Origin of the sequence: Streptomyces sp. NPDC051217, from assembly GCF_044455465.1 — a bacterium.
Taxonomy (GTDB): domain Bacteria; phylum Actinomycetota; class Actinomycetes; order Streptomycetales; family Streptomycetaceae; genus Streptomyces.
The window spans coordinates 145,756-171,873 of sequence record NZ_JBITEV010000015.1; the positions used below are offsets into that span (position 1 = coordinate 145,756).

Genomic DNA, 26,118 nt, shown 5'->3' on the forward strand with positions numbered 1-26,118 from the left:
CCAAGCAGCGCGACCAGGCCGCCCCCGACTGTCGTGTCTGCTACTCCCAGGGGCAGGCTATGTCCGGAGGCCGTCGCCATACTCGACCGCATGGACGAACGAACGCACGGCAAATCCCTCCTCGGTGAGTTCCTGTCCACGCGCCGGGCGCAGTTGAAGCCGGCAGACGTGGGGTTGCCGGACTACGGCGACCGGCGGCGGGTGCCAGGGCTGCGGCGTGAGGAACTGGCCCAGTTGGCCGGTGTCAGCGTGGCCTACTACATCCGGCTGGAACAGGGGTTGTCGCTCAACGCCTCGCCGCAGGTCCTCGACGCGCTGGCCACGGCTCTGCGGTTGGATGACGCGGAGCGGCGCCATCTGCACACCTTGTCCGGTGATGCCCGGCAGAGCCGCCGCCGTCGGCTCCCCGCCGAGCGTGTCACCGCAGCGGTGCGCCAACTGGTGGACGCCTTCGGGGACTCACCCCTGGTCGTCCTCGGCCGGCGCTCGGACATCCTTACGTGGAACCGCGCCGGGCATGCGTTGTTCGCCGGGCACCTGGCCCCGGACAGCCCGGATCACGCGGCCACGCGGCCCAACACCGCCCGACTGGTATTCCTGGACGCCCACACACGTGATCTGTATGTGGACTGGCCCAGGAAGGCACGGGACGTGGTGGGCAAGCTGCGGCAGGCGGTCGGCCAGTATCCGAACGATCCGCAACTGGCTTCCCTCATAGGTGAGTTGACCATGCGCAGCCAGCAGTTCACCACGTTGTGGGCCGAGCACCGGGTGCGCGGCTGGGACATGGCCGAGTACCGGATGCGCCATCCGATGGTCGGGGAGCTGGACGTACTGCAGCACTCGCTCCCGGTTCCTCGGGGGCAGGGGATCCGGGTGGTGGTGACGACGGCGGCGCCGGGCTCGGCTGCCCAGACGGCACTCCAGCTGCTCAACCAGACCCTCCTGCCCGCGACGGCCCACCCCGCCGCCGACACCCTCGCACGCGTCGTTCCTTCCACTCGCTCCTGAATCGACCGCCCGGCCGGCGCAGTTCCACAGTCCGCCCATTACCGCCCCAGTACATGACGTCTGATCATCACTCGGCAGCACCCGGCCCGATGCCGCCCTGGCCCCAGGCCGGCAGGGACTGCCGCGAGGCCTTGTCACGCGCGCCTTCCTGCCGCCGATGAGGCCGCCGCCCGCTCCTTCCTTCCCCCTGGCGTCGTCTTCCCCTCTGCGTCCCCGCGCGTCGGCGTCCCCGCGCGTCGGCATCACCGCGCGTCGGCATCACCACGCGGTGCTCGCACGCGACGGGGCGAGTACGCGCGTTGCTTCTTCACTTCTCCTGGAGGTTCCCCATGTCCGCCACACCCGTCACCGCTTTCACCGACGTTATTGACACCGTCGCCTACCTGGTCGAGGCCGTGCAGGACGAGCAGCGGAGCGCGTCCACGCCCTGCACCGAATGGAATGTCCAGCGGCTGATCGACCATCTGGTGGCGGGACAGCGCGCCTTCGCCGTCGTGATGGGGGCGGAGCCGCCCGTGGCGGCGCCCGATGCCGACGCCGCCCCGGAACCGCTCAAGGACACGTTCCGGATGTCGGCCGCCGCCCTCGTCTCCGCCTTCGAGGCGCCCGGAGCGCTGGAGCGGATGGTGCAGGCCCCGATCGGTGAGGTGCCCGGCGCTGTGGTACTGCACCTGCAGGCCATTGAGCACCTGGTGCACGGCTGGGATCTGGCCCGGGCCATCGGCCAGAAGGCTCTGTTCGACGACACCACGGTCGAGCGGGAGACCGAGTTCGCCCGCGACCTGGTGGAACAGCTGCCCTCCGGGCCGGGTGCTCCGTTCGCGCCGTACCGGAACGCTCCGGAAGACGCCCCCGCGCTCGACCGGCTGGCCGCCCTCCTCGGACGCGACATCTCCGAGTGACCCATACCTGGCTCACCGCAGTACACATCGGCCCCCACTCTTTTAAGGAACAAGGACAATGAAGAAGACGAAGCTGAAGATCGCCATCGCGGGCGCGGTACTTGTCGCTGTGGCGGCCACCGGGACGGCGTTGGCCGCGAGCGGTTCCTCCAACGGTGCAGGCTCCGGCTCCGAGCGGCCCCGGATCGAGCAGAGCCAGCAGAAGGCCCCCAGCACCATCAAGGTCGACGGCCCGAATGTGTTCCCGCACTCGCTGGACTACGACGCGCGGTCGAAGACGTTCTTCGCCGGCTCGCTGAAGCAGGGCAAGGTCTACGCCGTCAGTCCGGACGGAAAGGTGCGCACCCACATCGACGACCCGGAACTGGTGTCCGCGCAGGCCGTCAACGTCGACCGCGAGCGGGATCGCATCCTGGTCAGCAATGTGGATTACGGCACTGCCGACCGTTCCAACAAGGAGTCGCCCTTTGGCATCGCGGGTGTGGGGAGCTACGACCTGAAGACCGGTAAGCAGGACTGGTGCGTAGATCTGACGGCGATCGCCCTCGACGGCAAGAAGCACCTGATCTCCGACGTGACGGTGGCCCCCGACGGCACCGCCTACGCCGTCGACGAGCTGACCCCGACGGTGTTCCGCGTCGACACCGAGGGCCGCGCCTCGGTCTTCCTGCGGAGCGACCTTCTCCAGGGCGAGCTGGACATTCCCAACTTCCTGGATGATGTGGGGATGGCAGCTGTGGAGTGGGTGAAGGGGAACCAGCTGATCATCGCCATGGCGGACGGCTCCCTGGTAAGGGTGCCCGTCGAACATCCCGAGAAGGCGGCGAAGGTGAAGCTCTCGGCGCCGCTGGCATCACCCACGGCCGGCATGCGGCTGCTGAATGACGGCTCACTCACGGCGGTCAGCAGCGGTCTGCTGTCCGGCAAGCCCGCCCAGATCCAGCACGTGAAGCCCCGCAACGGCTGGAGGGAAGCCACAGTGACGGTCACCGACACCGTCGAAGACCCCGTCACCAGCGACGTGACCGCGGGCCCGGACGCGACGACGTACGCGCTCAGCGGCGGTCTGGCCGACCTCCTCGCGGGCAAGCCCAACGACGGCTTCACCCTGACCCCCGTCAGGACCAGCTGAACCGGTAGCCGTTCCACCGCGCTGCTGCCCGCCCCCACAGACACAGGCGGGCCCGCTGGTCTAGACAACAAAGGAGGCCCAAGTCGCTGACTTGGGCCTTCGTCATGGAGCGGGTGACGAGAATCGAACTCGCGCTCTGAGCTTGGGAATCATCGGCGCTCTGGAGCAACACAAGGCTTTGGCCAGGTCCTACTTGGGTCTACCGGCTGTGCTGGATCCGGTCGGACCGACCGCTTCTGACCTTGACGTACCGCCCTGTAGGGCTGGGTTGGGGCTGGATTGCAATTGGGGGACCGAAGGCTGCTCCGGCGGCCCGGTTCCGCCTGTGGCTAGGGGCGATGGGACCAGGGTTGCCGGTGGTGTGCCGACTCGAACTACTCCTCAGCGAAGAAGGCTGTGGCTCGTTTGAGGACTTCGACTGAGGACTTCGGCATCTTCACCGTGGCGGCGGCTCTCCTGCGGCAGCCCGGCCAGCTCGTCCCACTCGGCGCTGGTCAGGTGTCCTTCTCACCAGTGCCGACCTGGGCCTGGTTGACCCACAGCCGCACGGCGGTTTCAGGCCCAAGTCCCGGACGACCTGACCACCGCGTCGGCACAACTCGACGATCTCGGCCTTGGACTCGAGTACGAACGAACGGCGAGGACGTGGCTTCTTCCCCATGCTCTCCACGGCGGGCATTCTTCCGGGACTCAATCCCCAATTCCGGGTATTCGCCATACCGAAGCAAGCCCAGGTAGTGGTTCTCTTCCAGCAGGCCAGAGCCGCGGCTCGGAGGTCGGCCCCGTTCTTAGCACCGCCTGCGCGAGCGAGGACACCGCGTCGAGCTGTTGTCGCGAGGACGGGGACTGAGCTGCGGCGTGTGCTCGGACGGCTTCCGTCGGAAGTCTCGCCGAATGGAAGAGTTCCGGTCTCTTTTGCCTGCTGTGGGCGCGGAATACGGAACTCGGCACCTACTCGGCCAACTCTTTCCCTACTGTGATCGCATGAGCGAAGATAACCCTCTCATGCTGTCGCCTCTCCGTGCTCTGGTGTCGCAGGAGGAGTGGGCAGAGCTGACCCGATATCGAAACCAGACCTACCTGGCCGGACGAGCGCTGCTGCATCAGGGTGAGGAGGGAAATCACGTACTCGCACTGATCAGCGGGCTGGTGAAAGTCGTCCGAACCGACCGTGACGGGCGGCAGCGACTGCTCGCCTTCCGCAGAGCCGGCGAGATCCTGGGCGAGATGGCACTCCAGGGTGTGGGTGTGCGAATGGCCAGCGTGTGGGCGATAAGCAAATGCAAAGCTGCCCTCGTCCGGGGAGAGGAGTTCCGGCGGTTCGTGGACAGTCGCCGACTCGCCTATCCACTCGCTGTGATGGCCTCCCGTCGTCTGCTGGAGCAGACCGAGATCCATGACGGGGCCGTGCACGAGCGGCTTGCCTTGGCCCTGCTTCGCCTGGTCGAGGTGTCCGGCGGGGAGCGGTCCTTCGACCTCACCAGGGAAGACCTGGCACAGCACATCGGTGTCGGCCGCAAGGCTGTCAGCAAGGCGCTTGAACGGCTCGGGCAGGACCGGGTGGAGGCCGGGAAACGCCGGATTGAAGTGACCGGCTTGGAAGGGCTGCGCGAGATGATCGCCGGCCGCGTCGAGCCAGGAGCGCGGTGTGCTCCACGTCACTCTTCGTCGGGTCCTGCGGCACCGAACGTTCCCGCGCTCCCTGTGAAGCTCGAAACGCGAGCCACCGCACGCACGAGCGCCCCGGCCCGACCTCCGAGAGGTCGGGTGGGCTTCACAGAGGAGTGACATGCGCGAGTTGAGCAGCGAACTGCCCCGCCGAATCGCCAGCCCGTACACCCACAGCCGTCCGCTGCCCGCCTACCGGGGCATCCTGGCGGTAGACGCCAAGGACTTCACGGGACGCCCGGCGATCGAGCACGAAGCCGTCAGCCGGGCCGTACCCGAGCTTCTCAAGACCGCGCTGTCCAGGGCGGACCTGGGGGACCTCTGGGAGGACCGCAGGTTCCCCGCCTCGACCGGCGACGGCTACGTCTTCGGGTTCGACCCCGAGCGGATGCCCTTCGTGATCCACCCGCTTCTGCTCACGCTTCAGGACGTACTGACCGACTACAACGTCCTGTCCTACGGGGCGGTGCCCATCAGGCTCCGAGCCAGTGTGCACGTCGGCCCGCTGCCCGACACGGGGGACGAGTTCAGCGGCAACGGCACGGCCCGCAACGACACGCACCGCCTGCTCGACTCACGTCCAGTCAAGGCCGTGCTCGCCTCTCACAAGGAAAACATCACCCACGTTGCGTCGATCCTCTCCGACCGCTGCTACGAGGACGCCGTCGCCGGTGGGTACACCGGGCGACATCCCGACCATTTCGTGGAGGTGGCCGCGACGGTCGACGGCAAGCCGTTCTCCCAGCGGGCCTGGATCTACGTACCGCAGCCGTCCGGGCCGCTGTACGAGGAGGCACCGGACGCCAACACCAGCGAGGAGCCCGCCCCGGAAGCGGCCCGGCCTCAGCCGCATGACGACACACCGGCTCCTCAAGTGAGGAACAGCGCCCCCAGCGGCAACCTCAACACCGGCACCGTTCACGGTGGACAGAGCGTGGCCAACCACCATGTCGCTGGCGATCACGTCGAGGGGAACAAGGCCGGCCGTGTCCGCGGATTCCAGGGCGACCAGGTCCGCGGCAACAAGTACGAGGGGCGCCAGTGACCCCGGACGGGGAGTCGCCGCCGGCGGAGCAGCCCGGTTCGGCACCGGCACCGGCGCCCGACGACGGGCCGTCGCGTGTCGAGGCTGAGCACGATGTCCCCGAGCTGCTCCACGCCATCGGCGCTGCCGAGCGGGCTTCGCTCTCGTTCGTGTACGCCCCGCGAGGAAACTTCAACTCCGGTGCTGTCCACGGCGGCCAGCGCGTACACAACGGGTCCGCGAACGAAGGGCGGGGGCCACGGGAGGGCAGGGTGCGCGAGGGGCCTGTCCCTGAGGCGGAGGCACGGGCCGCCGCCTTCGGGTTCGCACGACCCGACTGGTTCAACGGAGCCCTCACGGAGTTGAATGACGGGCCGCTCTTCCTGGCCGGGCGGCCGGGTTCGGGTCGACGAACCGCAGCGCTCAACCTCCTGCGCGAGAGCTGTGGGGAAGGGGCCCTGCTGCGGGCACTGGACAGCGTCACCGAACTGGACCGCTGGCAGCCCACCGATCCGTCGGCACGCGGATACCTGATGGACGGCCTCTTCCCGTCCCGGCCCCTTGGTCCCGGTGTCCTGGGCCATGTGCGCTCACTGCTCGACAAGGCCACGGCGCACATGGTGATCATGCTGCCTGATGACGCGGCGCTGCTGCGTCGCCTTGAACAGGACCTGCACGTCCGTCCCGTCCGGTGCGTACCGCCGCCGCCCGCCATGGTCTTCGGCAGCTACTTCGAGGCGGTGGTTCCGGATCAGCGGGAGCGGGAGCGCTTGCTGTCGGCGCTGAACCGGCGTCATGAGCTGAGCGACCTACTGGTCCCGGAGTTGGTGCCGGCCGAGGTGGTGGAGCTGGTGACAGCCCTCGTGACGGCTGACGGCGACCCGGACGCGCTCGGTGACCTGGGGGGCCGGCTGAGCTACCGGGCGGAAGAAGAGGTTCCCGAACTCATGCGGGAGTTGCGTGGTGACCCGGACGCCCTGGCCTTCTTGCTGGCAGCCGCTGTCTACGAGGGCTTGGACCACCGACTTGTCAGGGAGGAAGCTGCTCGCTTGCTGACGCTGTCCGAAGGTCGTCTGACGGCGGAGCTACCGCCGACGGACTCCTCAGGATCCGAGAAGGCCGGGCGGCCCAACCCGGACTTCGTCTTCCGGCGGTCCCTGACGGAATTGCTGCACACAGTTCGGGCCGTCCGCCGGGAACGTGAGATCAGCACGGAAGGCGCCTACGCGCACAGCGTGCAAGGGGTCGTGTTCGTCAGGCACCGGCAGGCCGAGGCAGTGCTCAGACATGTGTGGCGTGAATACGGACAGTTGTCGGACCTACTGGTCGAGTGGCTGCGGGAAGTGGAGCGCACCCCCGAACTCACCAAGCCGGTGGGCCAGTTCATGGGCAGGGCGGCGATATGGGGAGGCGGGCGGCGCGCACTGCGGCACATCAAGGCTCTCGCCGAGGCGGACCGCACGACCAGTCGTCTCATCGCGGCGAACGCGCTGGGCATCGCGGCCGAGGACCCGGTACTCGTCGCGGAGGTGCGCTATCGCCTTCAGCGCTGGAGTGTGGCGGCCGACGTCCACCTGCGGACGACGGTGGCCTACACCTGCGGTGCGGAGTTCGGGCTCTCACGCCCGGACCTGGCTCTGCGGCTTCTTCACGATCTCCTCCTCGGTGTGCGGAGCCGTTCTGGCCAACGGGGCCAGGACGACGACGGCAAGGTTCTGCTAGCCGTGCGGGTGGCGATGCTGAGTCTTTTCCAGGCCGGTAATGAGGCCAAGGTGTTCGGTCGGCTTGTCGAATGGCTGGACGCGGAGCAATGCGACACGGAACAGGTGCTTTCGGTGTTCGGGCAACTGCTTCAGTCCCCGGGGTGGTTCATGCGGAGACTCGCGGCTGAGACTCCGGAAGCGGGGTCGATGGTGGAATTCGTCCGTCGCGCGTTGAACTCCGAGAGTTCGTTCGACGCGACCTGTGCGGCATTACTGCGCTGGGCCGACTGGGCGCGTTGGGACGAAACACAGTTCCGTGCGGTGGAGAACCTTTTTGCCGCGTTGGCTCATGTCATGCGATTCGGCGAATTCCGGTTGTTCGTCGAAATGGATGAGACGGGCGCGGACGGGTGGGCTGGACTGAACACGGCGCGGGCTTCGCTCAGCAGGTGGCGCGCCGGTGAACGAGGGGAGGCAGCATGAGCGACGAGTCGACCGAGCGTCTCTACTTCCGGGTCGCCGGCCCGCCCTGGCGGGAGATCCTCCGCCGACGCTGGTCCGCGGCCAGCGACTGGTCCCTGGTGCTTAGGGACGAGGCCGGGGACTACCGCCTCCTCGGCCGTGGTGGGGATCCCGACGACGCCGGAGCTTACGGACCTGCACCGGACGAGGCGGCTCCGCCCGGCCTGGGCGGACGGTACACCGACGTTTTCCGGGTGGACACGACCGAGCACGTGGACACGCGAGCGGTCGCCCTTCCCACCGTGTACGGAACGGAATCTGTGGATCTTTGGGTCTCGTGGTGGGTCCACGACCCCGTACGCGTCGTGCACACGAGGACCGCGCACGGTTGGCATGTCGTGCGGACCCGTCTCACCGGCGCCCTGCACCACCTGGCCGAGGCGCAGGCGGCGGGCGGCAGCGGGCTGGGGGCCCCGGAGATCATGCAGTATCTCGGTGTGCCGCAGCGCCTGGACGAAACGGGTCTGAGCTACCGGGTGTTCGACGTACGGCTCCGTGAGAGCGGTGAGGAACTGCTGCTCGGTCAGGAGGAGGGCGAGGGAGTTCGCTACTCCTGGACGACCAGCCGGCGTGGGGAGTACGAGTTCTGCCTCCAGGCGCTCAACGCCGGGCCGGTGTCCCTGGCAGCGCTCTGGCTCCTCAGACATCCCGATCAGGTACGCCAGGTGCTGGACTGGTCGGTCGATCACCAGAATCTGCTGAGCCCTCCGCGCAGTGACTGGCAGGAGGAACTGGCCGTACTGCTGGGCACGCTGACCGATCAGGAGCGCAAAGAGATTTCCTACATCCTGCGGGACCGGATCTCCGCGCTCGGGCGTCCCGTTCCCGGCGAGGCGATTTGACGTCAGGATTCGTGCTCGACAATCGAATGAATGGGCGAGTGGGCTGTCTTCGGGCAGCACACTCGCTCTTTCTTTTCATGAGGTTCCGCAAGTCCTTCTCTGTGACTGCGGTCACCTGATTTTTGGGCCTCGGGAGCGGATGCGTGGATCGATACACGAGATTCTCGATTCGTCCAGGAAACGGGTGCCCGATCCACTTTCCGGGTGTCCAAAGCAATGAAGGGCGACATGCGAGCAGAAGAGAATCGCACTACGGACGACGTCGTCGCGTTCCCCCGACCGCGAGAGATCGCGGAGCCGGTGACCGGCCGCGGCCAGCTGCCGGAGACCGGTCCCGAAACGGAGGCATCCCCGGCGACGGTTCTGAACGCCGAACGCGGGATCATCAACACCGGCACCGTCCACGGCGGCCAGCATGTCACCACCGTCGAGCATTCCGGCCACGTCGATGGTGGGGCCGATGGAGACATCTGAGATTCCTCAAGGCGGCGACCTCGACACTCTCGTAGCAGCCTTGGCCGGCCGGGAGATGGTGGTCGTTGCTCCACACAGCACCGTGAACACCGGCGTGGTGACGGGCGACCAGCGGCACACCGTGTCCCACCCGGCCGAAGGCGGCAAGGCAACGGGGCCGATGCGGCAGGGCCCCGTACGGGCAAAGCACCTCGAGACGGCGAGAAGGCGCTTTGTGCCGCCGCCCGGCTTCGAGGACGCGCTTACCGCGCTTGACTCCGGCGTCACCGTGCTCCTCGGAGAGCCGGGGACAGGACGTGAGACGCACGCCCTCAACCTGCTTGCCCATGGCAGCGAGGAGCCCGTGCTCGTCCAGGTGGACCGGGCCGTCAACTTCTCCCGTTGGGGGCCGCGGGCTCAGGGGGTGCGCGGATACCTGGTGATGGAGCCCCCGGACCCGTTCGCGCTCCGGGCATGGGATCTGTCCCGCCTGGAGACGCCTCTGGCCGAGGCCGGGGCACGTCTGATCATCGTTCTGACGGATGCCCCAGGGCTGGCCACCGCTTTGGCGGACCACCTGGGCACGCCGGTGGTGCGCCACCATCCACCGGACGCACGGAGGGTCTTCAGTGCCCATCTCGCCGACGGCTCCTCCGACGAGGAAGCGTGCGCCGAGTGGTTGCGGGCTCTGGAGCCTGGCCAACTCGACGAGTTGCTGCCCGAAAGACTTCCGCCCCGCTACGCGGCGCGGGCGGCGGAGGCCGCGCTCCGGCTGGGTGTCGCGGGCGGTGCGACCGGCACCGAGGTGTTGCACCACGTGGCCCGAGCCGAGGGTGCCGAAGTCGTCGCCCGGTCCCAGACGGATCCGGTCCTCCGCGCCGACCTGCTCGCCGTCACCGTCTATGGAGGGCTGCACCGTAGCGTGGTGGCGGAGCGTGCTGGGGATCTGCTCCGACTCTTGAGGTCGGGATGGGAGCGGGATACCGACGCCTCGAATTCCCACGGTCACGCGGCGGGGGGTACCCGCCAGCGGCCCTGGCCTGAGACCCTGCGGCTTCTCGGGGCACACCATGCGCGGTGCGCTGCGGACGTAACCACTGACAAGGTGTCCTTCTTCTGGCCTGCTGTGAGCGAGGCTGTGTGGGAGGTCCTGTGCCGTGACCACACGGATCTCGTGCCCCTGCTGCACTCCTGGCTCGCCGCTCCCGGCTCTGAGGCGGAGCACATCGAACGGGCCGGGCGGGCGGTCGCCAGCATGGCGGTGGCGACCGGCGGCCGGTCCATGGAACACCTGCGTGACCTGGCGCTGGCTCCGTCACGCCTCGCTCCCCAGGTGGCGGGGTGGTGTCTGGGGGAGGCTGTTCAGGACCCGGCAGCGGGAAGGGTCGCGGCTGACCTGCTCGAACAGTGGAGTGTCACGCCTGAGCCGCCGCTGCGCGAGACGGTGGTCCACGCCTGCCACCCGGACCGCGGCCACGTCACGGAAGAGCAAGCTCTGTGGTTGTTGCATCGACTCATGGCAACCCTGGACGACGGCACGGACGCCCCGTCCCTCGTCGCTGAGACGTTGGTGCGGCGTTTCGAATCCGGGGACTCCGGCGCCAGGACAACCGTCCTGCGCCGGATGTGCGACTGGACACGACCGGAGGGCGTTCTCAGCCTGCTGACGGCCCTCTGCTTTCCCATGATGGTGGATAGCGACCTCTCGTGGTGGAGCGACCAGATCCTCGCCGATGCCGAGTTGGCATCCAGCACGGTTCAGCTGGCAGCACATGCCCTGAACGAGTCGGCCGCCTTCCCGGCCATGCGCGATGCCCTCCTCGACTGGTGTGCCGAGGCGGCCTGCGAGGAGCACCGGGCCCGGGCACTGAGCGAACTCCTCGATGGCTTGGTGTCCGCCCGCCAACCTGGCTTTCTTCGCTGGCTTCTGGCCGTCGAGAGGGGTCCCGACGCGATGCCTGGCAAGGAGCCGGCAGCCCAGGCGCTGGTCGCGTGGCGCGGCGAATCACCTGTCTCGAACTCCGAATGATCAGGAGGACCGATGTCACTTCCCCTTCACCCCGGCATTTTTGCCGCCGTCGAGCGCCACTGCGCCGACAGCGAGCCCACGCCCCCGTTACGTCTTTACGACGGCTCGGAACAAGGTGGTGTACCACTGGCACTGGTACGGGCTCGCGAACTGCTCTATGACCGCTCTGCCCGCCCCGAGGCACGCGCGAGCCTGTGGCACCAGATCGCGGAACGCGTCCACTCTGATGCCGTCGGGCCGGACTGGTCGGAGGCCGTCGTCTGGCTGGGGCTTCCAGGGCTCCGCCGCACCGCCTACAAGATCACCTGGCGTTTCCGTGCCGAACGAGGCGACGTCGAGGCCGAACTGATCACCTGCTACCTCGAAGCGCTGGCCGGTCTCGTGACGGATGACCCCGACCCCGGCGGGACAGTGCTGCGTTCAGCCTGTTCACGCGTGTACGACGTATGGCGCCACGCTCACCTCGAAATGGCCGTGGACGACGTGGAGCGGGCCGGCGGCGCTCCCGCCGAAGGGGAGGCGGCGGACCACTGGCAGGCGGACTATGACCCGGTCCCGCGCCACCCCGGGCTCTCGGCCACGGTGCGGATCACCGTTCCCGCTCACCGTGTCGAGGGCGTACGCCTCGGCGTCCTGGCCCAGACCTGGGGAGTGGCCGACACCGCCACGAGTGTCGGATTCTCGGGCCAGGGTCGCCAGGTCGCCACGGTCTCTCTGCGCCGCGTACGGAGGAGCAGATGACCGACCGTGTCGAAACACCCCTCACCTTCCGCGAGATCTTCAACCTCCCGGTCAGCGTCAATCTACGAACGGCGGCCAGAGCCTACGGAATGTGCCTGGGTACGGCCTACCGCCTGGTGGCCCAAGACGCCTTCCCCTGCCCCACGGTGCGCGTCGGCCGACGCCACCGGGTGCTCACCGTGGACCTCCTGAGCGCACTGGGCATCGAGGAACGCCCGGTCTTCGCCGACGAGGTCGCCGACGGAGTGGCTCTCACTCTTTTCGACTGACCTCCACCCTGTCGGCTGCCCGGCCACCGACAGGGCCTCCCTGGACCCACTATTACCTGCCATGCCCACTTGTCTCGCCATCTGCGGAACCACCGCCGCCGCCGACCCCCCTGGTCATTCCCCTCCGGGGGAGCGGCACCGGTCCACCGTCCTCTACGAGGACGTCGTGCGTCCCGCGTGTGCGCAGCTCGGTCTCACCTTCCTACGAGCGGACAGGCTCATGGAGGCCGGCCTGCCCATGGACCAACTGCTGCGCATGCTCACCGAAGTGGACGTCGTCGTCGCCGACCTCGGCGGATCCGAGGCAGAGCTGTCCTTCGGGCTGGGAGCGCGACACGCCCTCGGTCGGTGCACCGTCCATGTCACGGAGGGAACCGAACAACTCCCGGGCCTCGGAACGACGCCTCGGATCCCGTTCCCGTCACACCCCGCCGACACCGTGACCGCCCAGCGGCAACTGACGAGCGTGCTGGCGGAGGTGCTGGGCCGGGGTAGTGTCCTGTCGCTCCCCGGGGGATCGACCCCCGAGCCGGGCGCGGACTCGACCGCCGGGGGCGACGAGGATGCCCCCGGCCTGTTTGATCTGGTCGTCGAGGCGGAAGCGGAGCTGGAGGCCATCTCCGGCGACATGGCCGACGTGGAGTCCGCCCTGGCGGACCTCGGGGAGATGATGGGGCTGATCGGCGAGGATATGGCCCGTGTCAGCCATCCCGGGGCTTCGATGAATACGCGGATGGCCGTGATCAACCGCCTGGCCAAAGCCATCGAAGGGCCGGCCGACGACCTGGCCGCGGCGGCCGAGCGCTTCGCAGCGCGCATGGGGGTCAGTCTCGACGCGTTCCGGGCGTTCCTTAAATGGGCGGCGAGCACGCCGCGCCGCGAATGGCCTGAGGGCGCGGAGGATGTGCTGGAGCAGGTCCTCACGTCCCCCGAGGAAGTGCAGGACGCGGCGGGCGCCTTCCAGGAAGTCACGGCAATGATCAGCATGTTCGGATCTTCCAGCCGTCAGCTGCGCCGCCCCTCCCAGCAGATCAACACATCCCTTCAGACCATTTTCCAGAGTGTGGCCGTGCTTGATGAACTGAGGGACTTGGCCATGGCGCTGAGGGAGTCCTCAGTCTCTTCGGACGACGCTGACGTCAACCTCTGAGTTCGGCGGAGGGAGGTGGCGAGGGGTTTCTGGCACCCCTTGTTTCGCGCCTGCGCGACGTCGATGGGCTGGTCTCGTGAGAGGCGTGAACCATCTCTGAGCGCCGGACCAGCACCCCGCTGGTCCGGCGCTTCAGTTCGGCTCAGTATGCGGTCTCCTACCGTATGCGAACGGCATGGTACTAAAAATGGTCTAGACAACAAAGGAGGCCCAAGTCGCTGACTTGGGCCTTCGTCGTGGAGCGGGTGACGAGAATCGAACTCGCGCTCTGAGCTTGGGAATCCACGGTGCTCTGGAGCACCACAGGGCTCTGACCAGCTGTTACTTGAGCCTACGAGCTGTGCTGGATCCGGTTGGACTGACCGCTTCTGACCTTGGCGTACCGCCCTGAAGGGCTGGCACGGGGCTGGGTCTGTGACGGCGCATTTTGCGGAGGCGGTTCGGCTAGTCGCGTCAGCATGGCAACGCACTTCATGCTCAAGATCGTGGTGACGGTGTGCTTTCGCGAAAGATCCGGAGCACCTCCACCGCTTGCGCTGGCCTTAGCACGCCTTCGAACTGTTCATCCGGAGTCTGCCCCGGTTCGTCACTGTCCGGACTTGGCCAGAGCGATTCCATGGCGTGCCCCCGGCCCGGCAGGCTGCTGTTCTGCGTCAGCGAGCTTTTCAACCCGTTTGCTTGGCCAAATAGGCATGCTTGCCCCCGTTCCAGGCGGGTCTTCAGGCTTTCGACATGGTTTATCGATGTCGTGCGCAGAAGCCGGACCGTACGTTGTGCAAGAGGCGAGTGAGTCGCCCGGACACCCGCTGTTATCTCCATGTGGGCAAGCCGGCGGGCCGCGTCCCTACGCCTCGAAGCCGACCTGTCAAGCGTGCCCAGGCGCCGCGGCGAGTACCGCGCCCTCCGATGTCTCGGGTTGCCATCCCGACCCCACGTACCTCCCGGCCGCCAGCGCGGCCCGCTGGGGAGCGTCTGAGGGTTGAGGGGCCGGCAAGGGCGGCCTTGGACGTAGTGGAACGTGGTGGCACCGCTGTCATCGCTGAGCGCGCGGTCGCTTACGCCTCGGGCGACTCTTGGAACAGGCTGGTCAAGCGCCACAGCAGGAGAGGCTGCGACGATCTCGCCCTGCTGGCTCGCCGCATCCTGCTGGGGAAGGACCAGCTGCACGATGTCGTCGGCCGTGCCGCAGGCGGTCTCCTCGCGCTGCTGGGGCGCCCCAAGGTCGAGCGGGTCTTCGCACAAGAACTTGCCCGAAGAATCCCGCTACCCGTCGACGCCCAACTCTCCGCAGCGGCACGAGGCTTGCAGATCGCTGGCATCTACGTCTGCGTCGTCGGCAACCGAAGTCTGACGGACTGCGCCTGCCTGCGGGACGTACTCATCGTCGACGGCCAGGAACGCCTGCAGCAACTGCTCCAAGGTGCCCTGGAGGACTGGCAGTGGCTTCCCCGGCGAATGAGCGGTGGCATCACAGAGTGAGCACGGTGACCGTGGTCCTCTCCTACAACGCGGCGTCTCGCGCAGGCCAACCTCCGGCTCAGGCATCCCGCCTGCCTAGACCAGTTTTTTTGCCGTGCTCCGAAGTTACGGCGGACGAGGCTGGCGGCCACTCTGGCGAGCGGGATGTGCTCGTCCTCGCTTGTGACGTGTCAGGCCAGGATTGCAGGTCACAGATGTGGTGCTGCGCGGTGACCGGCAGGAGTTGGAAGACACGTATCGACTGGGCTGACGCTGCCTTGTAATCGCCGGGTCGACGGTTACGCGACTTCAGTCCGTGTTTCCCAGGACCGTGCGGGCGGTCAAGCGGAAGTCCTTGATTGTTTTGTAGAGGTCTCGTTCGCGCTCCGCTGCGAGCGCGGTCCTCGACCTGCCGTGAGAATTGGCCGGTTCGGGCGTCCTCGAAGCTTGCTCAGGCTGAAATGCTTTCAAGACAACGACGCCATAAATCGATGCCCATTTTTGAAAGACCTTCGGGCGCCTTTGAGAGCGAGGCGATCTCATGTTCGATCGCGCTAGTACGTTTGCGACAGTATCGGCGCCACTCGCCTTCTACGCCCGCCAGAATGCTGAGCGCCTGGTGGATGACGGCAAAGACGTAGAGACCGTGCAGAAGTCCGGTGACGGGTCGAACTTCATCCTTCCATGGCGAATAGCCACTTGCGCGATAATCTACGGTCAGAGGCTCGATTGAGTCTACAAGAGTGAGTTGAAGGTGCATCGACTCATGGATGAGTGACTCGGCTACCCTTAGCAATGCATCCCGCTCGTCGTTCTCCGGTATCGAGACAAAAATTGAGAACGGCAGCTCGGGCGTGCTGTGGCTGACGTCGTAGTCCCGCTGGGATTGAATCGGATGGATCGCCTTCACGATCGAGCCAATACTCTCAGCCATGCTCGGGACCTGTGTAAGGACGTCAGCCGCAGCCTGGATCCTCTCACGGATCTGCGGATCACGACTGTCAGAAAAATGCAGACCATCGAATCCTGCCGCTGTCTCGCTTGATAGGTATTCAATCTTTGCTACGTGAGGCCCAACTCGAATGTCACCGCCGTCGGGTGCGGGAGGTCTCGCGTTGCCCGCCAACCAGCGAGACGTCCCATACTGTTCGACGAGACTCGGCTCCACTTGATTGTGCGATATGAAGTCTGCCACCAGTTCGGCCGTCAGGCCGGGGAACCAAAGCAGATCTTCCTTGCCCAGGCGTAAGCTGAGGGAGTTAGGCACGTCGTGCTCGAAGCGAGTAAATGACCGTGTATCGGGCTCCACCATGCATTTTGGAAACCGCGTGAAAAGAGTCGGGTGAGATTTCAAACGCCAATGCGCTCAGGTGTTGCGGACGCAGCACACGGTGAACATCGGCGGGATTGCCTGAGCTGAAGAGCATGAGAAAGCCGCCATCGGTCTCAGCGAGACCGCGGTTCAGCTGGACGGTCAGTCGGTGCGACTCATCTCCGATGAGGTAGTCGTTGTGTATGCCGATTCGATGCCCGCGCACGAGCTTGTGGCACACGACGCTTACATCCGGCTCGAACTCGCATCCGAACACTCTTGTCATGGCGGTGCCGACAGTATCGAGGACGTCGTGTCTGGTCAGGTAGGAAGCTGCTGGCGATGCGCTATCCCAGCAGCTGAACTCGTACTGCTCGTAAAAGTCGGTCCGCTTCACGATCCACGGCGCGTCGCGCTCAAACCATTCGAGCACGTGCTCACCGATTTGCGGGGTGAAGCACTCAGTCAACGTCGCGTATCGAAACGGAGTTGCGGACACCTCGTGGGTACCCAGATCTGGCTGCGGCCACGCTGCCGTATCGGATGCCTGCAATGCGCCTCGTTCAGATGGAGGGTTGGTCGTCACGGTGATTCCTCGTGTCGGGCAGTCCCCTTGGCGGCGATGGAGAGACGGCCTTTGACAGCCGAGATCAGTTTAAGCTGGTCGCTACAGAAGACAGTCGGGTTAGAGTAGCCGTTCTTGGTAGACCAGCGATGTGCAGGCATTCCTCCGCCGCATACTGTCAGCTCGGGACAGGCTTCACAGGTCGGGGATGTCGGATGCTGGAGGGCGAAGTACTCATCAAGTTCTGTGCCAGCGAGCTGCTCAAGGAGATCTCGGTTGACAATTGAACGCTCTTGCTGAAAGCGATCAGCGCCGGGGTAAGCCACCTTCAACGTATCGTTGCGAGTGATACGACCGTCGGTGTCGATCACAAGAATGCCGTACTCGTCTAGCCCGATACCTTCCTTGTGGCCGTGGCCGCCAAGGCTGAGTCGGATGAGGTCATCGAGTACGCGAATTCGAGGCGGGGTCAGGTCAGCGAGATAGTGGTCGAGTAGGCGTATCATCCAGTCGCCGTATTCGGTCGAGTCCCTCTGGCTCTTGCCTGGAGGAAGGGCGTCATGGTTTCCGTCCCGATAGAGGAAGTCAAACGACGGCGCCCCGGTGGCCTTCAGAGATTCGTACACCTCGGCAGGGTCTGACGTCGGATCGACAACCGCGAGTAATCCGCTGAACAGCCGGTCACGCGCCGGGTGTGCGACGAGTCGAGCAACGCCGGCCACCACGCGCTCGTGCGAACCGTCGCCGTGTCGGTCCCGACGATTCCGATCATGTAGCTCGGCCGGACCATCTAGGCTGATCGAGATCCCCACGTCGTAGCGATCGAAGACGTCAATGAACTCGTCGGTTAGCAGCACGCCGTTGGTTTGGATATGCAGACCGGCATCTGCGCGCAGGCTCGACTTGAGACCTTCGGCGAAACGCTCGGTGGCATCGACGCCAAGCAGGAGCGGTTCACCCCCGTGCATTACTACGCTCAGCGAGCGGGACTGTGACTGGCTGAGCGCGCCCAACTGATCAATGACAGCACTCATCACCGCATTTGTCATACGGCGAGGCTGGCTCTTCCAGCCTTCGTCACCGAGGTTGTAGACGTAGCAATAGCTGCAGTCCAAGTTGCACCGACTAGCCGTCTTGACCAGTACGGTGTCAATCTCCCGATTCAGGGCCGACCTCTAGCGGTTGTGGCGGTTGTAGGTCCGGTTGTAACTACTAGTCACCACTGGTTCGCTTGTTCGAACTTCTTCAATCAAGCGCTGTAGGGCGACGCTGTCTATCTCCAGCGATGGGACGGCAGGCGCTGAAACCGCCCTGCTGTCGCCCGATTCTACCGAATTCATAAGGGATTTCCCTTCGAGTGGCGGCGTTGATCAAGGGTCCGTGACCCCTCGGCCGCGAGCCAGGGCGCGCAAAATACTAGGGACTACGATCCGTATCTCCGATGATAGACCGTTCGTCAGCACTTGTGTTGTGTCGCGGAGTTCTGCTCGCTGGCTCTTGTCTACGACCGAGAGAGCCACAGGCCCTAGCTTGATCTTTAACCTGTGCGGTGTGGACGTGGGGTCGTTGACTTCTCCGTGCGTCGCTTCGCGGAGCCTGGTCTGCCAACTGTGTGCACGTCATAGCGGGCAGTGGGTTGGTTGTTCTTGCGGCGGGGTGGGCGTCCTGGGCCGGGCCGGGAGGTTTTCGGTGCTTCGGCTGGACAGGCGGCCTTTGTGCGGAGGTGCCGGAAGTCGCGGCGGACTCGTGCGGGGGTGAGCCTGTCGGGCGGGGCCGGCTTCTCCCACGGCCGTCGGAGTTGTCCGGGCCTCTTCGCCGCCCTGCGGCACTCGACCTTCAGGCAAACCGCCCGCGGTGTAGGACGAACCGATCGCCTCGCCCAGCAGGCATCGCCGCTGAACGATCGAGGCCAGTGATTTGGCTGGGTTACAGCCAACTTTCGCGGAATGCGGCTTGTTCACGTCGTTACTCGTCGGTCCTTGTTGATGACACCGCTTCTCTCCCACATCCTGGAAAGCTTTCCGTCGAGCCATGACCTGGGGGATAGGTGTCTCTTTACTCCGCACTTCGTGCGAACAATCCAGACGCGGTTTACCGCGCGCGCCAACTTATTGAATACATGCGCGAAATAGTTCGCGGGTCATACAAGCCGGTGCGGGATTGCCAGACGTATCCGGAGGTCCTCTGGCTCTCCGGCCTGCCGGACGACAAGCTACGGCGGCACCCGGACGGCGACCGGCTGTTGCTCAAGGTGCCGCACCGCCCGCCGAGGCCGGCTCCTGTCCTGCCCGAGATGCTGGCAGGGTGGGTCGATCCCGAGGCCGCCGCCACCGCGACGCCAGAAGTACCGCCGCTGGCCGAGTCGGGTCCGGGGCAGGGCTGGCAGGAGGACGAGAACGGAGACCTGTTCGAGGTCTCCGAGATCCGGCGGGAAGAAGCACACGATGTGCTGCGCACCTACTCGCGATGGCTCGACACGTGGCGTAAGTGGTCGGAAAAGGAACGCGTCGAGCTGCCGTACCGTGTACTTCACCAGCAGCTGTACCGAATGGTGACCAGGATTCAGCAGGACGGCGAGGAATACGAGGCTGTACTGGGTGCCGGATTCCTGAATATCGGAGCCGCGCGTCCGTCGGCGCGTATAGCCCGGCACATTCTGACGGCCCCGCTGATACTCACCATGAATTCCACCGATATGACCATCACCGTCGCACTCTCGCCCGGCGACCCCGCGCGGCTGGAGGACAGCGAGTTCCTCGGCGCGGACGAGGGATACAGCACACGGCTGCTGAGCCCGCTGCGGGAACGTATCGACGCGGATGGATTCCATCCGCTGTCCCGTGACTCCCAGGACGTGCTTGGTGACTGGTCGGAGAGGGCGTTCGGTACCGATCGCGCGGTGGCGTTCCACCGTGGCTGGGGCCACCCGCCCGCCGACCCGGCGCTGCCGGTGCCCACACTCGGGTTCGCGCCGGCGATCATTCTCCGTCAGCGGGGCCAGGGCGCCCTCGTGAACTTTTACGACGGCATCGCGAACCGCCTTGCCCAGCCTGGTGCCATTGCTCCTCTGGGGCTAGCTCAGTTGTTGTACAAGCTGGAAGCCGAGGACCGCAGGGTGTGGGGCACTGCGGGTGGCCGCGACGTGCCCCCCGCTCTCGGCCCCGACCCGCTGTTCCCGCTGTTGTCGAACGAAGCCCAGCGGGAGGTGCTGAGGCGCCTTCAGACCGATACCGGCGTTGTTGTTCAAGGACCGCCCGGCACGGGAAAGACGCATACCATCGCTAATCTTGTGTGTGCTTTGCTGGCGGACGGCAAGCGTGTGCTCGTGACAAGTGAGAAGAGCCAGGCGCTGAAGGTCCTGCGGCAGCAATTGCCTGCCGAGCTACGAAGCCTATGCGTCTTCCAGGGCGGCCGGCGCGAGGAGGGCAGCGGAGATCTGGAACAGTCCGTGCGCGCGCTTTCCCAGCTCAGTGCCACTCAGTCGACGGAGCGTCTCGACGTAAGAATCAAGAGTCATGAAGCGCTCCGCTCGGCGCTGTCGGGTACCCGCGCGCGGCTCCGTGACGAAGTCCGCACTGTTCGTGAGGCGGAGTGGTACGAACACCTCGATGTGGCTCCCGGTTACGAGGGGCGGCTCGCGGAGATCGTGGAGACCGTCGCTGCTGGTGCAACGAAGTACGACTGGATGCCCGCACTTCCCGCATCGGCGCCGCGAGAACCTTCGCTGAGCTTGGACGAGGCCCAGCGCCTGCTGGGTCTGGTGTCCCGGCATGGGGCGGGAGTGCTGGAAGAGCATGCCGCCCGCTGCCCGGACCCTGCGGACTTCGTTGCGCCTGTGCTGTTCGAAGAGGCGATCAATGCCCTGGATACTGCGGTGCGCTCCTGCGCCGAAGCTTCGTCCGACACGCTTTCTCTTGAACTAGCTGATCAGGGGAGCGATTTGATCGAGACCTTGGTAGAACTCTTGGACGCGGCGGAACACGCCCTTCAGAGCGAGGGGCTGCCAGGGGAGCCGGCCGCGTGGCTGCCGGACGAATGGACCACTCGCGCCCTGCAGGACGGAATGGCCGGTCAGCGGCAGCAGTTGTGGGACGGAGTGCGCCGTTCGGCCGCCCGCGCCGAGGAAGTGCAGAGCGTGCTTCAGAGCATTCCCTTCACTGTGCTCGACGTACCTGACGTGGCGCTTGCCGAGGAATCACGTCTTATCGCCGCTGGAAGGGACCTCGAACAGTTCCTGCGAGGCGGCGGCAAGTTGCGCAAGCTGGCTCCGAAGGCGGTACAGAAGGAAGCCCAAGCCCTCCTTCAGAGTTGCCGGGTGGACGGGCGGCTGCCCAGTACACCGGACGAGATCTCGGCGCTGGTGGCTCACCTGGCGGCCCGCCAGTGCGTCCGGCAACTGAACGAGCGCTGGCAGAGCGTCGGCGCGCTTGCGGCCGAGGGCTCCACGGAGATTGCTCTGTCGGAGCTGTTGGACCGGGCGCCGACGCTCCGTGCGGTGGACGGGTTCACACTGTCCGTGCGTACGCTGCACGACGTTCTGCTCAAGGCCCGGATCAAGGCCACGGTGCGGACGGCGCAGCAGTGGGACGACATCCGCATGTCGGCGAATGGCGCAGGACGATTGCTGCGCGCCCGTGAGGCGGAGGAGAGACTCCGGTCCATCGCCCAGCAACTGCCGAGGCCCGATGTCCAAGGGGTGGCTGAACTGGCGGACGTCCACCGAGCCGTCACCACCCGTGATCCGCAGGCGTACATGTCCGCGATCGAGTCACTAACAGAGGCGTTTCATCGTGAGGCCGATCGCCGGGAGGCCCGCAAACTCCTGGACCGACTCTCCGAGGACCACCCCGAACTGTCTCGGCGTTTTGCCCAATCCCCGACCGAGGCGGCTTGGGAGAGCCGCCTCGTGAACCTGGACGCTGCCTGGGCTTGGAGGCGTGCGCGTACCTTCCAGGACACGATGCTGACACCTGGCAGGGAAGCCAGGTTGGAGGGGGAGCTGGAAGCAGTCGAGGCGCAGTTGAGGAACACAGTTACCCAACTGGCGGCTGATAGAGCGCTGTACCACTGCCTGGACCGGATGACGGCCGGCCAGAAGCAGGCGCTGAGTGCCTACGCGTCGGCCACGGCGAATGCCGGCAGGGGAATGACGGCACTCGGCAAGCGGCACCTGAAGGCCGCCCGTTCCGCGATGCGTGACGCGCGTGAAGCGGTTCCGGCTTGGGTCATGCCGATCAAGCAAGTGGCCGAGATGATTGATCCCGAGCCGGATGCTTTCGATGTCGTCATCGTGGACGAGGCGAGCCAGGTCGGTCTGGACGGCCTGATGCTGCTGTGGCTCGCTCCGAGGATCATCGTCGTGGGTGACGACAAGCAGTGTGTTCCGTTCTACACGGGAGGCAAGCACGAGCGGTTCAACGAACTCCTCGACTCACTCCTGCCCCATCTCACCGACTGGCAGCGGGACGGGCTCAGCCCCAAGTCCAACCTCTATGACCTGCTGTCCGCGCGCTTCAGCGAGACGATCCGGCTCACCGAGCACTTCCGGTGCATGCCCGAGATCATCAAGTGGTCCTCCGCCCAGTTCTATCCCGACAACGAACTCGTGCCTCTGCGGCAGTACGGAGCGGACCGACTGCGACCTCTCGAGGTCGTTCACGTCCATGAAGGTCACTGCGAAGGCAGGCGAGAGACGCTGATCAACAGGCCCGAGGCTGAGCGGATCGTCGCCAAGTTGCAGGAACTCGCGGAGGACGAGGCGTACGCGAAACGAAGTTTCGGAGTCATTGTGCTCCGTTCCGGACACCAGACAAGGCTGTTGGAGAATCTCATCGACACACGGATCGACTCCGCGATCCAGGAGCGGCACAACATGCGTGTGGGCACGGCCGAACAGTTTCAGGGAGACGAACGGGACGTCATCCTGCTTTCGCTGGTCGTCGATGCCGACAACACTCGGGCCCTTACGGGCCAGGGCGACGGAAGGCGCTTCAACGTGGCCGCCAGCCGGGCCCGCGACCAGATGTGGTTGTTCACTTCCGTCACGCCGGACCAGCTGCGCAGCAAGGACCTGCGCCACTCTCTGCTCACCTATATGCAGGCGCCGCCGGAACTCCAGGGCACCTCGCCCGGCCTTTCCACCGTTTCCGCTGACGATCGATGCGAGCCGTTCGACTCCCTGTTCGAGCAGCGGGTCTTTCGCAGGATCAAGGAAAGCGGGTACCACGTCGTTCCCCAGTGGAAAGCCAGCGGCAAACGCATCGACCTCGTCGTCGTCGGAGAGACGGGCCGGCTCGCCGTGGAGTGCGACGGCAGCCCGTATCACTCCACCCCTGACCAGATCCGTGACGATTACGAGCGAGAGCGGGAACTGCGCCGGGCGGGCTGGCAGTTCTGGCGCGTACGGAGTAGCGAGTTCGCCCTGTCTCCGGAGGATTCGCTAGCTCCTCTGTGGAAGCGTCTTGACGCTCTGGGTATCCGGCCCGGGGTCACCGAGCGGCCCCAGGGCGAATCGGCGAGCACATGGGCCCCGGTCGAGATGGACGATGCCGACCTCACCAACGATGAACTCGACGCCATGCTCGATGAGGATGCGTCCGTCTCTCTCGAAGGAGTCTGATGTGAACAAGATTTTCGACGACAGCACGTTGACGGAGATCGCCCATCTGATCTGCGGAGACGAGACGTCCCTGCTCTACCGGAAGGGGTATGAGATTGCTGCATTCTTCCAGCGGGCAGGCTGGGACGACGTTCCGGAGTGCGATGCACCAAGGCACAAGTGGACCCTGGAACTCCTCAAGGAGCGGCAGGTGGACGGCACAGACGACGCTGAGCGCGCAATCCTGCGCCTGGCGAACCGTCTTGAGTACTACAACCAGCAGCAGGAGTACCGCGCCACGCTGAAGCGGCTCAACGAGGTACTCGTGCTCGGTGGATGCCGGATCGGCGAGGACGGAGGCCAGCCGGCCCTCGTCCCCTGCGAAGCCGGTTTCGAGGACGAGGTGCTGCAGCTGCCGCGTGTCGAGTTGAAGGTCTCGGTGAAGGATGTGGTGAGCGACCCGGATCTCGCCACAGCCGTACAACTTCGGCTGGACGAGGCACGCACGTGCTACGAGCACGGCGCCTACACGTCGGCGATCATCATGCTGGGCAGCCTTCTGGAGGGGGTACTCGCGCATGCGGCACAGGTGCGCGCCGCAGGCGAACGCATGCCGAAGCCGTTGCGGAACATGGGGCTGAATGACTTCGTGGACTTCGCATTCAAGAACAAATGGATCGAGCACGATGCCAAGCTGGCCTCCGAGCTTGTCCGGCACTACAGGAATCTCGTCCATCCCCTGGCGGAGAAGCGGACCGGACACAGTCCGAACCGTGACACGCTCGACATGTGCTGGCCGGTGGTGAACGCAACGCTGAACGATCTTGCGGCGACAGCGACATCATCCACTGTCCCGACTTCTGTGCCTGCGACTGCAGAGCCGGGCCATGGCAGGAAGCCCAATGCTCCCACACAACGCCCAACGCCGGCCTCTGTCGTTCGTCGCCGCCCGGGTGGGGGAAGAACGGCGGGCGCCTGAGGCGCGGATTCGAAGAATTCTTGTCCCAATCGCACCTACTTTCCATGCCTTGCTGGATAGCGTCCGCGTGCCGAAAGGGCGACGGCACCCCCCAACACGCTTTCCAAATGTCCGTACGCCTGTCCATCAAGGACCGCACCCGTCCTGGCCTGCGGCGGAGCGTTCGGGCCGGTCCTGTCCGGACTGGCCTGGACGGGGGCGAATGAGACCAGAACTGAGACCAATCAAAGCAGGGCCGCCGAGGTTGCTCCGCCGCACGACAGCCTCTCGGCCAGACCTGGTGCAGCTTTGCGTGCTCCGAGTAGGCGCTACCAGGAGCGATTTGCAGTTGCCGCTGGCTGCTGGGTCACCCGTCCCGGAGTCGGATCGCCATCACGGTTCCGTCGGGGCGGATGGACACCGCGTTCCACTGCTCCGATGTGCTGTGGTCCGGCCACTGCCCCCGCAGGGCGTGTACCTCACTTCGGTATTCGTTGACGCGCCCGTGGTGGAGATATGTGTAGAGACTCTTTCTGAGTCCGGAAAACGCCTCTATTCGATTGCCATTGAGGCGGTAGATGTGGTCGGTACCAACGAAGTCGATGTCGTGGATGCGGTGCTCCGCATCTCGCAGCCTGGCCGTGTTGGCATGGACGTCGTGCTGGAAGTGGCGTCGTCCTTGCTCCCTCGTTAGGTACTGAGCGGTGGGTTTGCCACCTCCGGTGAAGGCCGTGACGGTGGCTGCTTCCGTCCGTGCCAGCACGATGCTGAACCAGGCAAAGGATTCGGGCAGTACCTGGAACCCAGGGACGGTTGTCTCCCGGCGGTCCGTCGGCCGCACGACGTCGGCAGTACGGTTCTCCTGCGCCAGGGTGAGGTCCAGGTCGGCTTCTGATACCTCTCCGGACGGGCGGAGGACGGTCGTGCCCGGACCCTCCAAGATGTGCAAGGCGAGGCTCTCCTTCTTGGGGATCTCTGTCCCGATGAGCATGTACGGGACGGTGCCGTAGGGCCCGATGTGCACGGACTCCACGTGAGCACTGGCCGTGCTGAGCTGCTTGTGCACCTGGTGAACGCTGCTGTGGGTGCCCTTCGAGGAGACGAGGAGGACCTTGGACGGCTGCCCCGGTTGCCAGGCTACGACGAAGAAGTGGGGCCGTCGCTGCAGCGGCTCCGGGCGAGTGCCGGTACCGGTGCTGCGGAGGGTCCAGCCGGCCTTCAGAGCGATGTCCGCCGGGATCACGGAGACCGAGTGGTCGGGGTAGCGGGACCTGACCACGTTCTCGGCCAACAGCGAGGCGAAGCCGGTGCCGATTTCTCCGGACTGGGTGGCCTTGTAGAAGCGAAGGAGATCGCGCCCTTCGGACGACAGCTCCAGGTATCGGCCCCGATTGGCTTCCAGAGCCTGGCTGTAGCGCAGGCTGCCCCAGTGTTCGGCCAGTCCTCGCCCCGCGCCTTGGCGGGCCGACGCGGCTCCGAGGCCGATGGCGTGGATGACCTGCCAGGGTGTGAGTGTCAGTGATCGCGGCGCTGTCCGTACGGCTCGGTAGTCGGTGCGCCGGCGGAGGGGGCCCCGTCCGTCCTCTGTCCGCTTTTCGTCCTCGTCCTCCGCGGCCTGGGAGACCTGGGCGGCGAGTTCGGTGGATGAGCGGACCTGGACGTGGGAGGTGGTGCTCAGCTCGTGGAGGATCTCGGCGACGACTTTTGATTCGTCCTCGTTCACCGGGCAGCCCTTCCGTCGATGTGATGTGGCGTGAGCCGGAGAACTGTAGGACGCGTCA

The 26,118-nt window shown here is 65.7% G+C and carries 20 protein-coding genes and 1 pseudogene; 15 read left to right on the top strand and 6 right to left on the bottom strand.

The features are described from left to right. Positions 1-90 precede the first annotated feature (90 nt). From ACIBBB_RS29115 to ACIBBB_RS29175, 13 genes are all read left to right on the top strand, one after another. Positions 91-1,011, top strand: a complete 921-nt coding sequence (locus ACIBBB_RS29115) for a helix-turn-helix domain-containing protein (RefSeq protein ID WP_398987127.1) — start codon at positions 91-93, stop codon at positions 1,009-1,011. 329 nt (positions 1,012-1,340) lie between these two features. Next, positions 1,341-1,913, top strand: coding sequence for a TIGR03086 family metal-binding protein (locus tag ACIBBB_RS29120; protein ID WP_398987129.1), 573 nt, complete (start codon positions 1,341-1,343; stop codon positions 1,911-1,913). Positions 1,914-1,971: 58 nt separating this feature from the next. Then, positions 1,972-3,045: a hypothetical protein gene (locus ACIBBB_RS29125; RefSeq protein ID WP_398987131.1), complete on the top strand. Its 1,074-nt coding sequence runs from the start codon at positions 1,972-1,974 to the stop codon at positions 3,043-3,045. A 1,005-nt stretch (positions 3,046-4,050) separates the two neighbouring features. Further along, complete coding sequence (locus ACIBBB_RS29130; RefSeq protein WP_398987201.1) at positions 4,051-4,833, top strand: Crp/Fnr family transcriptional regulator; 783 nt, start codon at positions 4,051-4,053, stop codon at positions 4,831-4,833. Between the two features lies 1 nt (position 4,834). Beyond that, positions 4,835-5,758, top strand: coding sequence for a hypothetical protein (locus ACIBBB_RS29135; protein ID WP_398987133.1), 924 nt, complete (start codon positions 4,835-4,837; stop codon positions 5,756-5,758). A gap of 563 nt (positions 5,759-6,321) precedes the next feature. Further along, positions 6,322-7,923 (top strand): hypothetical protein, encoded by a 1,602-nt coding sequence (locus ACIBBB_RS29140; RefSeq protein ID WP_398987135.1) that lies wholly within the window; start codon positions 6,322-6,324, stop codon positions 7,921-7,923. Then, positions 7,920-8,804, top strand: a complete 885-nt coding sequence (locus ACIBBB_RS29145) for a hypothetical protein (protein ID WP_398987137.1) — start codon at positions 7,920-7,922, stop codon at positions 8,802-8,804. The genes ACIBBB_RS29140 and ACIBBB_RS29145 overlap by 4 nt, the downstream gene beginning before the upstream one ends. A 216-nt stretch (positions 8,805-9,020) precedes the next feature. Further along, complete coding sequence (locus ACIBBB_RS29150) at positions 9,021-9,278, top strand: S-type pyocin domain-containing protein (RefSeq protein WP_398987139.1); 258 nt, start codon at positions 9,021-9,023, stop codon at positions 9,276-9,278. 82 nt (positions 9,279-9,360) lie between these two features. Next, positions 9,361-11,286 carry a hypothetical protein gene (locus ACIBBB_RS29155; protein WP_398987141.1) on the top strand — a complete coding sequence of 642 codons (1,926 nt, stop codon included), beginning with the start codon at positions 9,361-9,363 and terminating at the stop codon, positions 11,284-11,286. A gap of 12 nt (positions 11,287-11,298) precedes the next feature. Further along, entirely contained in the window at positions 11,299-12,027 is a 729-nt protein-coding gene (locus ACIBBB_RS29160) for a hypothetical protein (protein WP_398987143.1), read from the top strand. Next, positions 12,024-12,296, top strand: a complete 273-nt coding sequence (locus ACIBBB_RS29165; RefSeq protein ID WP_398987145.1) for a DNA-binding protein — start codon at positions 12,024-12,026, stop codon at positions 12,294-12,296. The genes ACIBBB_RS29160 and ACIBBB_RS29165 overlap by 4 nt, the downstream gene beginning before the upstream one ends. Before the next feature lie 238 nt (positions 12,297-12,534). Next, on the top strand, positions 12,535-13,446 hold the full coding sequence (locus ACIBBB_RS29170; RefSeq protein WP_398987147.1) for a hypothetical protein: 912 nt from the start codon (positions 12,535-12,537) through the stop codon (positions 13,444-13,446). Positions 13,447-14,448: 1,002 nt separating this feature from the next. Continuing rightward, positions 14,449-14,925, top strand: a complete 477-nt coding sequence (locus tag ACIBBB_RS29175) for a hypothetical protein (protein ID WP_398987149.1) — start codon at positions 14,449-14,451, stop codon at positions 14,923-14,925. 430 nt (positions 14,926-15,355) lie between these two features. Here ACIBBB_RS29175 and ACIBBB_RS29180 read toward each other — a convergent pair whose 3' ends face one another. The 5 genes and pseudogenes from ACIBBB_RS29180 to ACIBBB_RS29200 form a co-directional block, all read right to left on the bottom strand. Further along, entirely contained in the window at positions 15,356-16,216 is an 861-nt protein-coding gene (locus ACIBBB_RS29180; protein ID WP_398987151.1) for an aKG-HExxH-type peptide beta-hydroxylase, read from the bottom strand. Then, positions 16,164-16,802 (bottom strand): cyclophane-containing peptide 2OG-Fe(II) oxygenase YhhC, encoded by a 639-nt coding sequence (gene yhhC / locus ACIBBB_RS29185; protein WP_398987153.1) that lies wholly within the window; start codon positions 16,800-16,802, stop codon positions 16,164-16,166. The genes ACIBBB_RS29180 and yhhC overlap by 53 nt, the downstream gene beginning before the upstream one ends. Then, positions 16,799-17,947 carry a cyclophane-forming radical SAM/SPASM peptide maturase YhhB gene (gene yhhB, locus ACIBBB_RS29190; protein ID WP_398987203.1) on the bottom strand — a complete coding sequence of 383 codons (1,149 nt, stop codon included), beginning with the start codon at positions 17,945-17,947 and terminating at the stop codon, positions 16,799-16,801. Before yhhB ends, yhhC begins: the two co-directional genes overlap by 4 nt. Before the next feature lie 9 nt (positions 17,948-17,956). Beyond that, positions 17,957-18,121, bottom strand: coding sequence for a YhhA family cyclophane-containing RiPP (gene yhhA / locus ACIBBB_RS29195; protein ID WP_398987155.1), 165 nt, complete (start codon positions 18,119-18,121; stop codon positions 17,957-17,959). Positions 18,122-18,318: 197 nt separating this feature from the next. After that, a pseudogene (locus ACIBBB_RS29200) lies at positions 18,319-18,579 on the bottom strand (transposase); the annotation flags it as partial. 249 nt (positions 18,580-18,828) lie between these two features. Between ACIBBB_RS29200 and ACIBBB_RS29205 the strand changes: the two are divergent. Both ACIBBB_RS29205 and ACIBBB_RS29210 read left to right on the top strand, forming a co-directional pair. Beyond that, positions 18,829-23,400: an AAA domain-containing protein gene (locus ACIBBB_RS29205; RefSeq protein WP_398987157.1), complete on the top strand. Its 4,572-nt coding sequence runs from the start codon at positions 18,829-18,831 to the stop codon at positions 23,398-23,400. 1 nt (position 23,401) lies between these two features. After that, a complete protein-coding gene (locus ACIBBB_RS29210; RefSeq protein ID WP_398987159.1) occupies positions 23,402-24,358 on the top strand; it encodes a hypothetical protein in 957 nt (318 codons plus the stop codon). Between the two features lie 346 nt (positions 24,359-24,704). Here the strand turns inward: ACIBBB_RS29210 and ACIBBB_RS29215 are convergent, their stop codons facing one another. Further along, positions 24,705-26,060, bottom strand: a complete 1,356-nt coding sequence (locus ACIBBB_RS29215) for a hypothetical protein (protein ID WP_398987161.1) — start codon at positions 26,058-26,060, stop codon at positions 24,705-24,707. Positions 26,061-26,118: the final 58 nt, after the last annotated feature.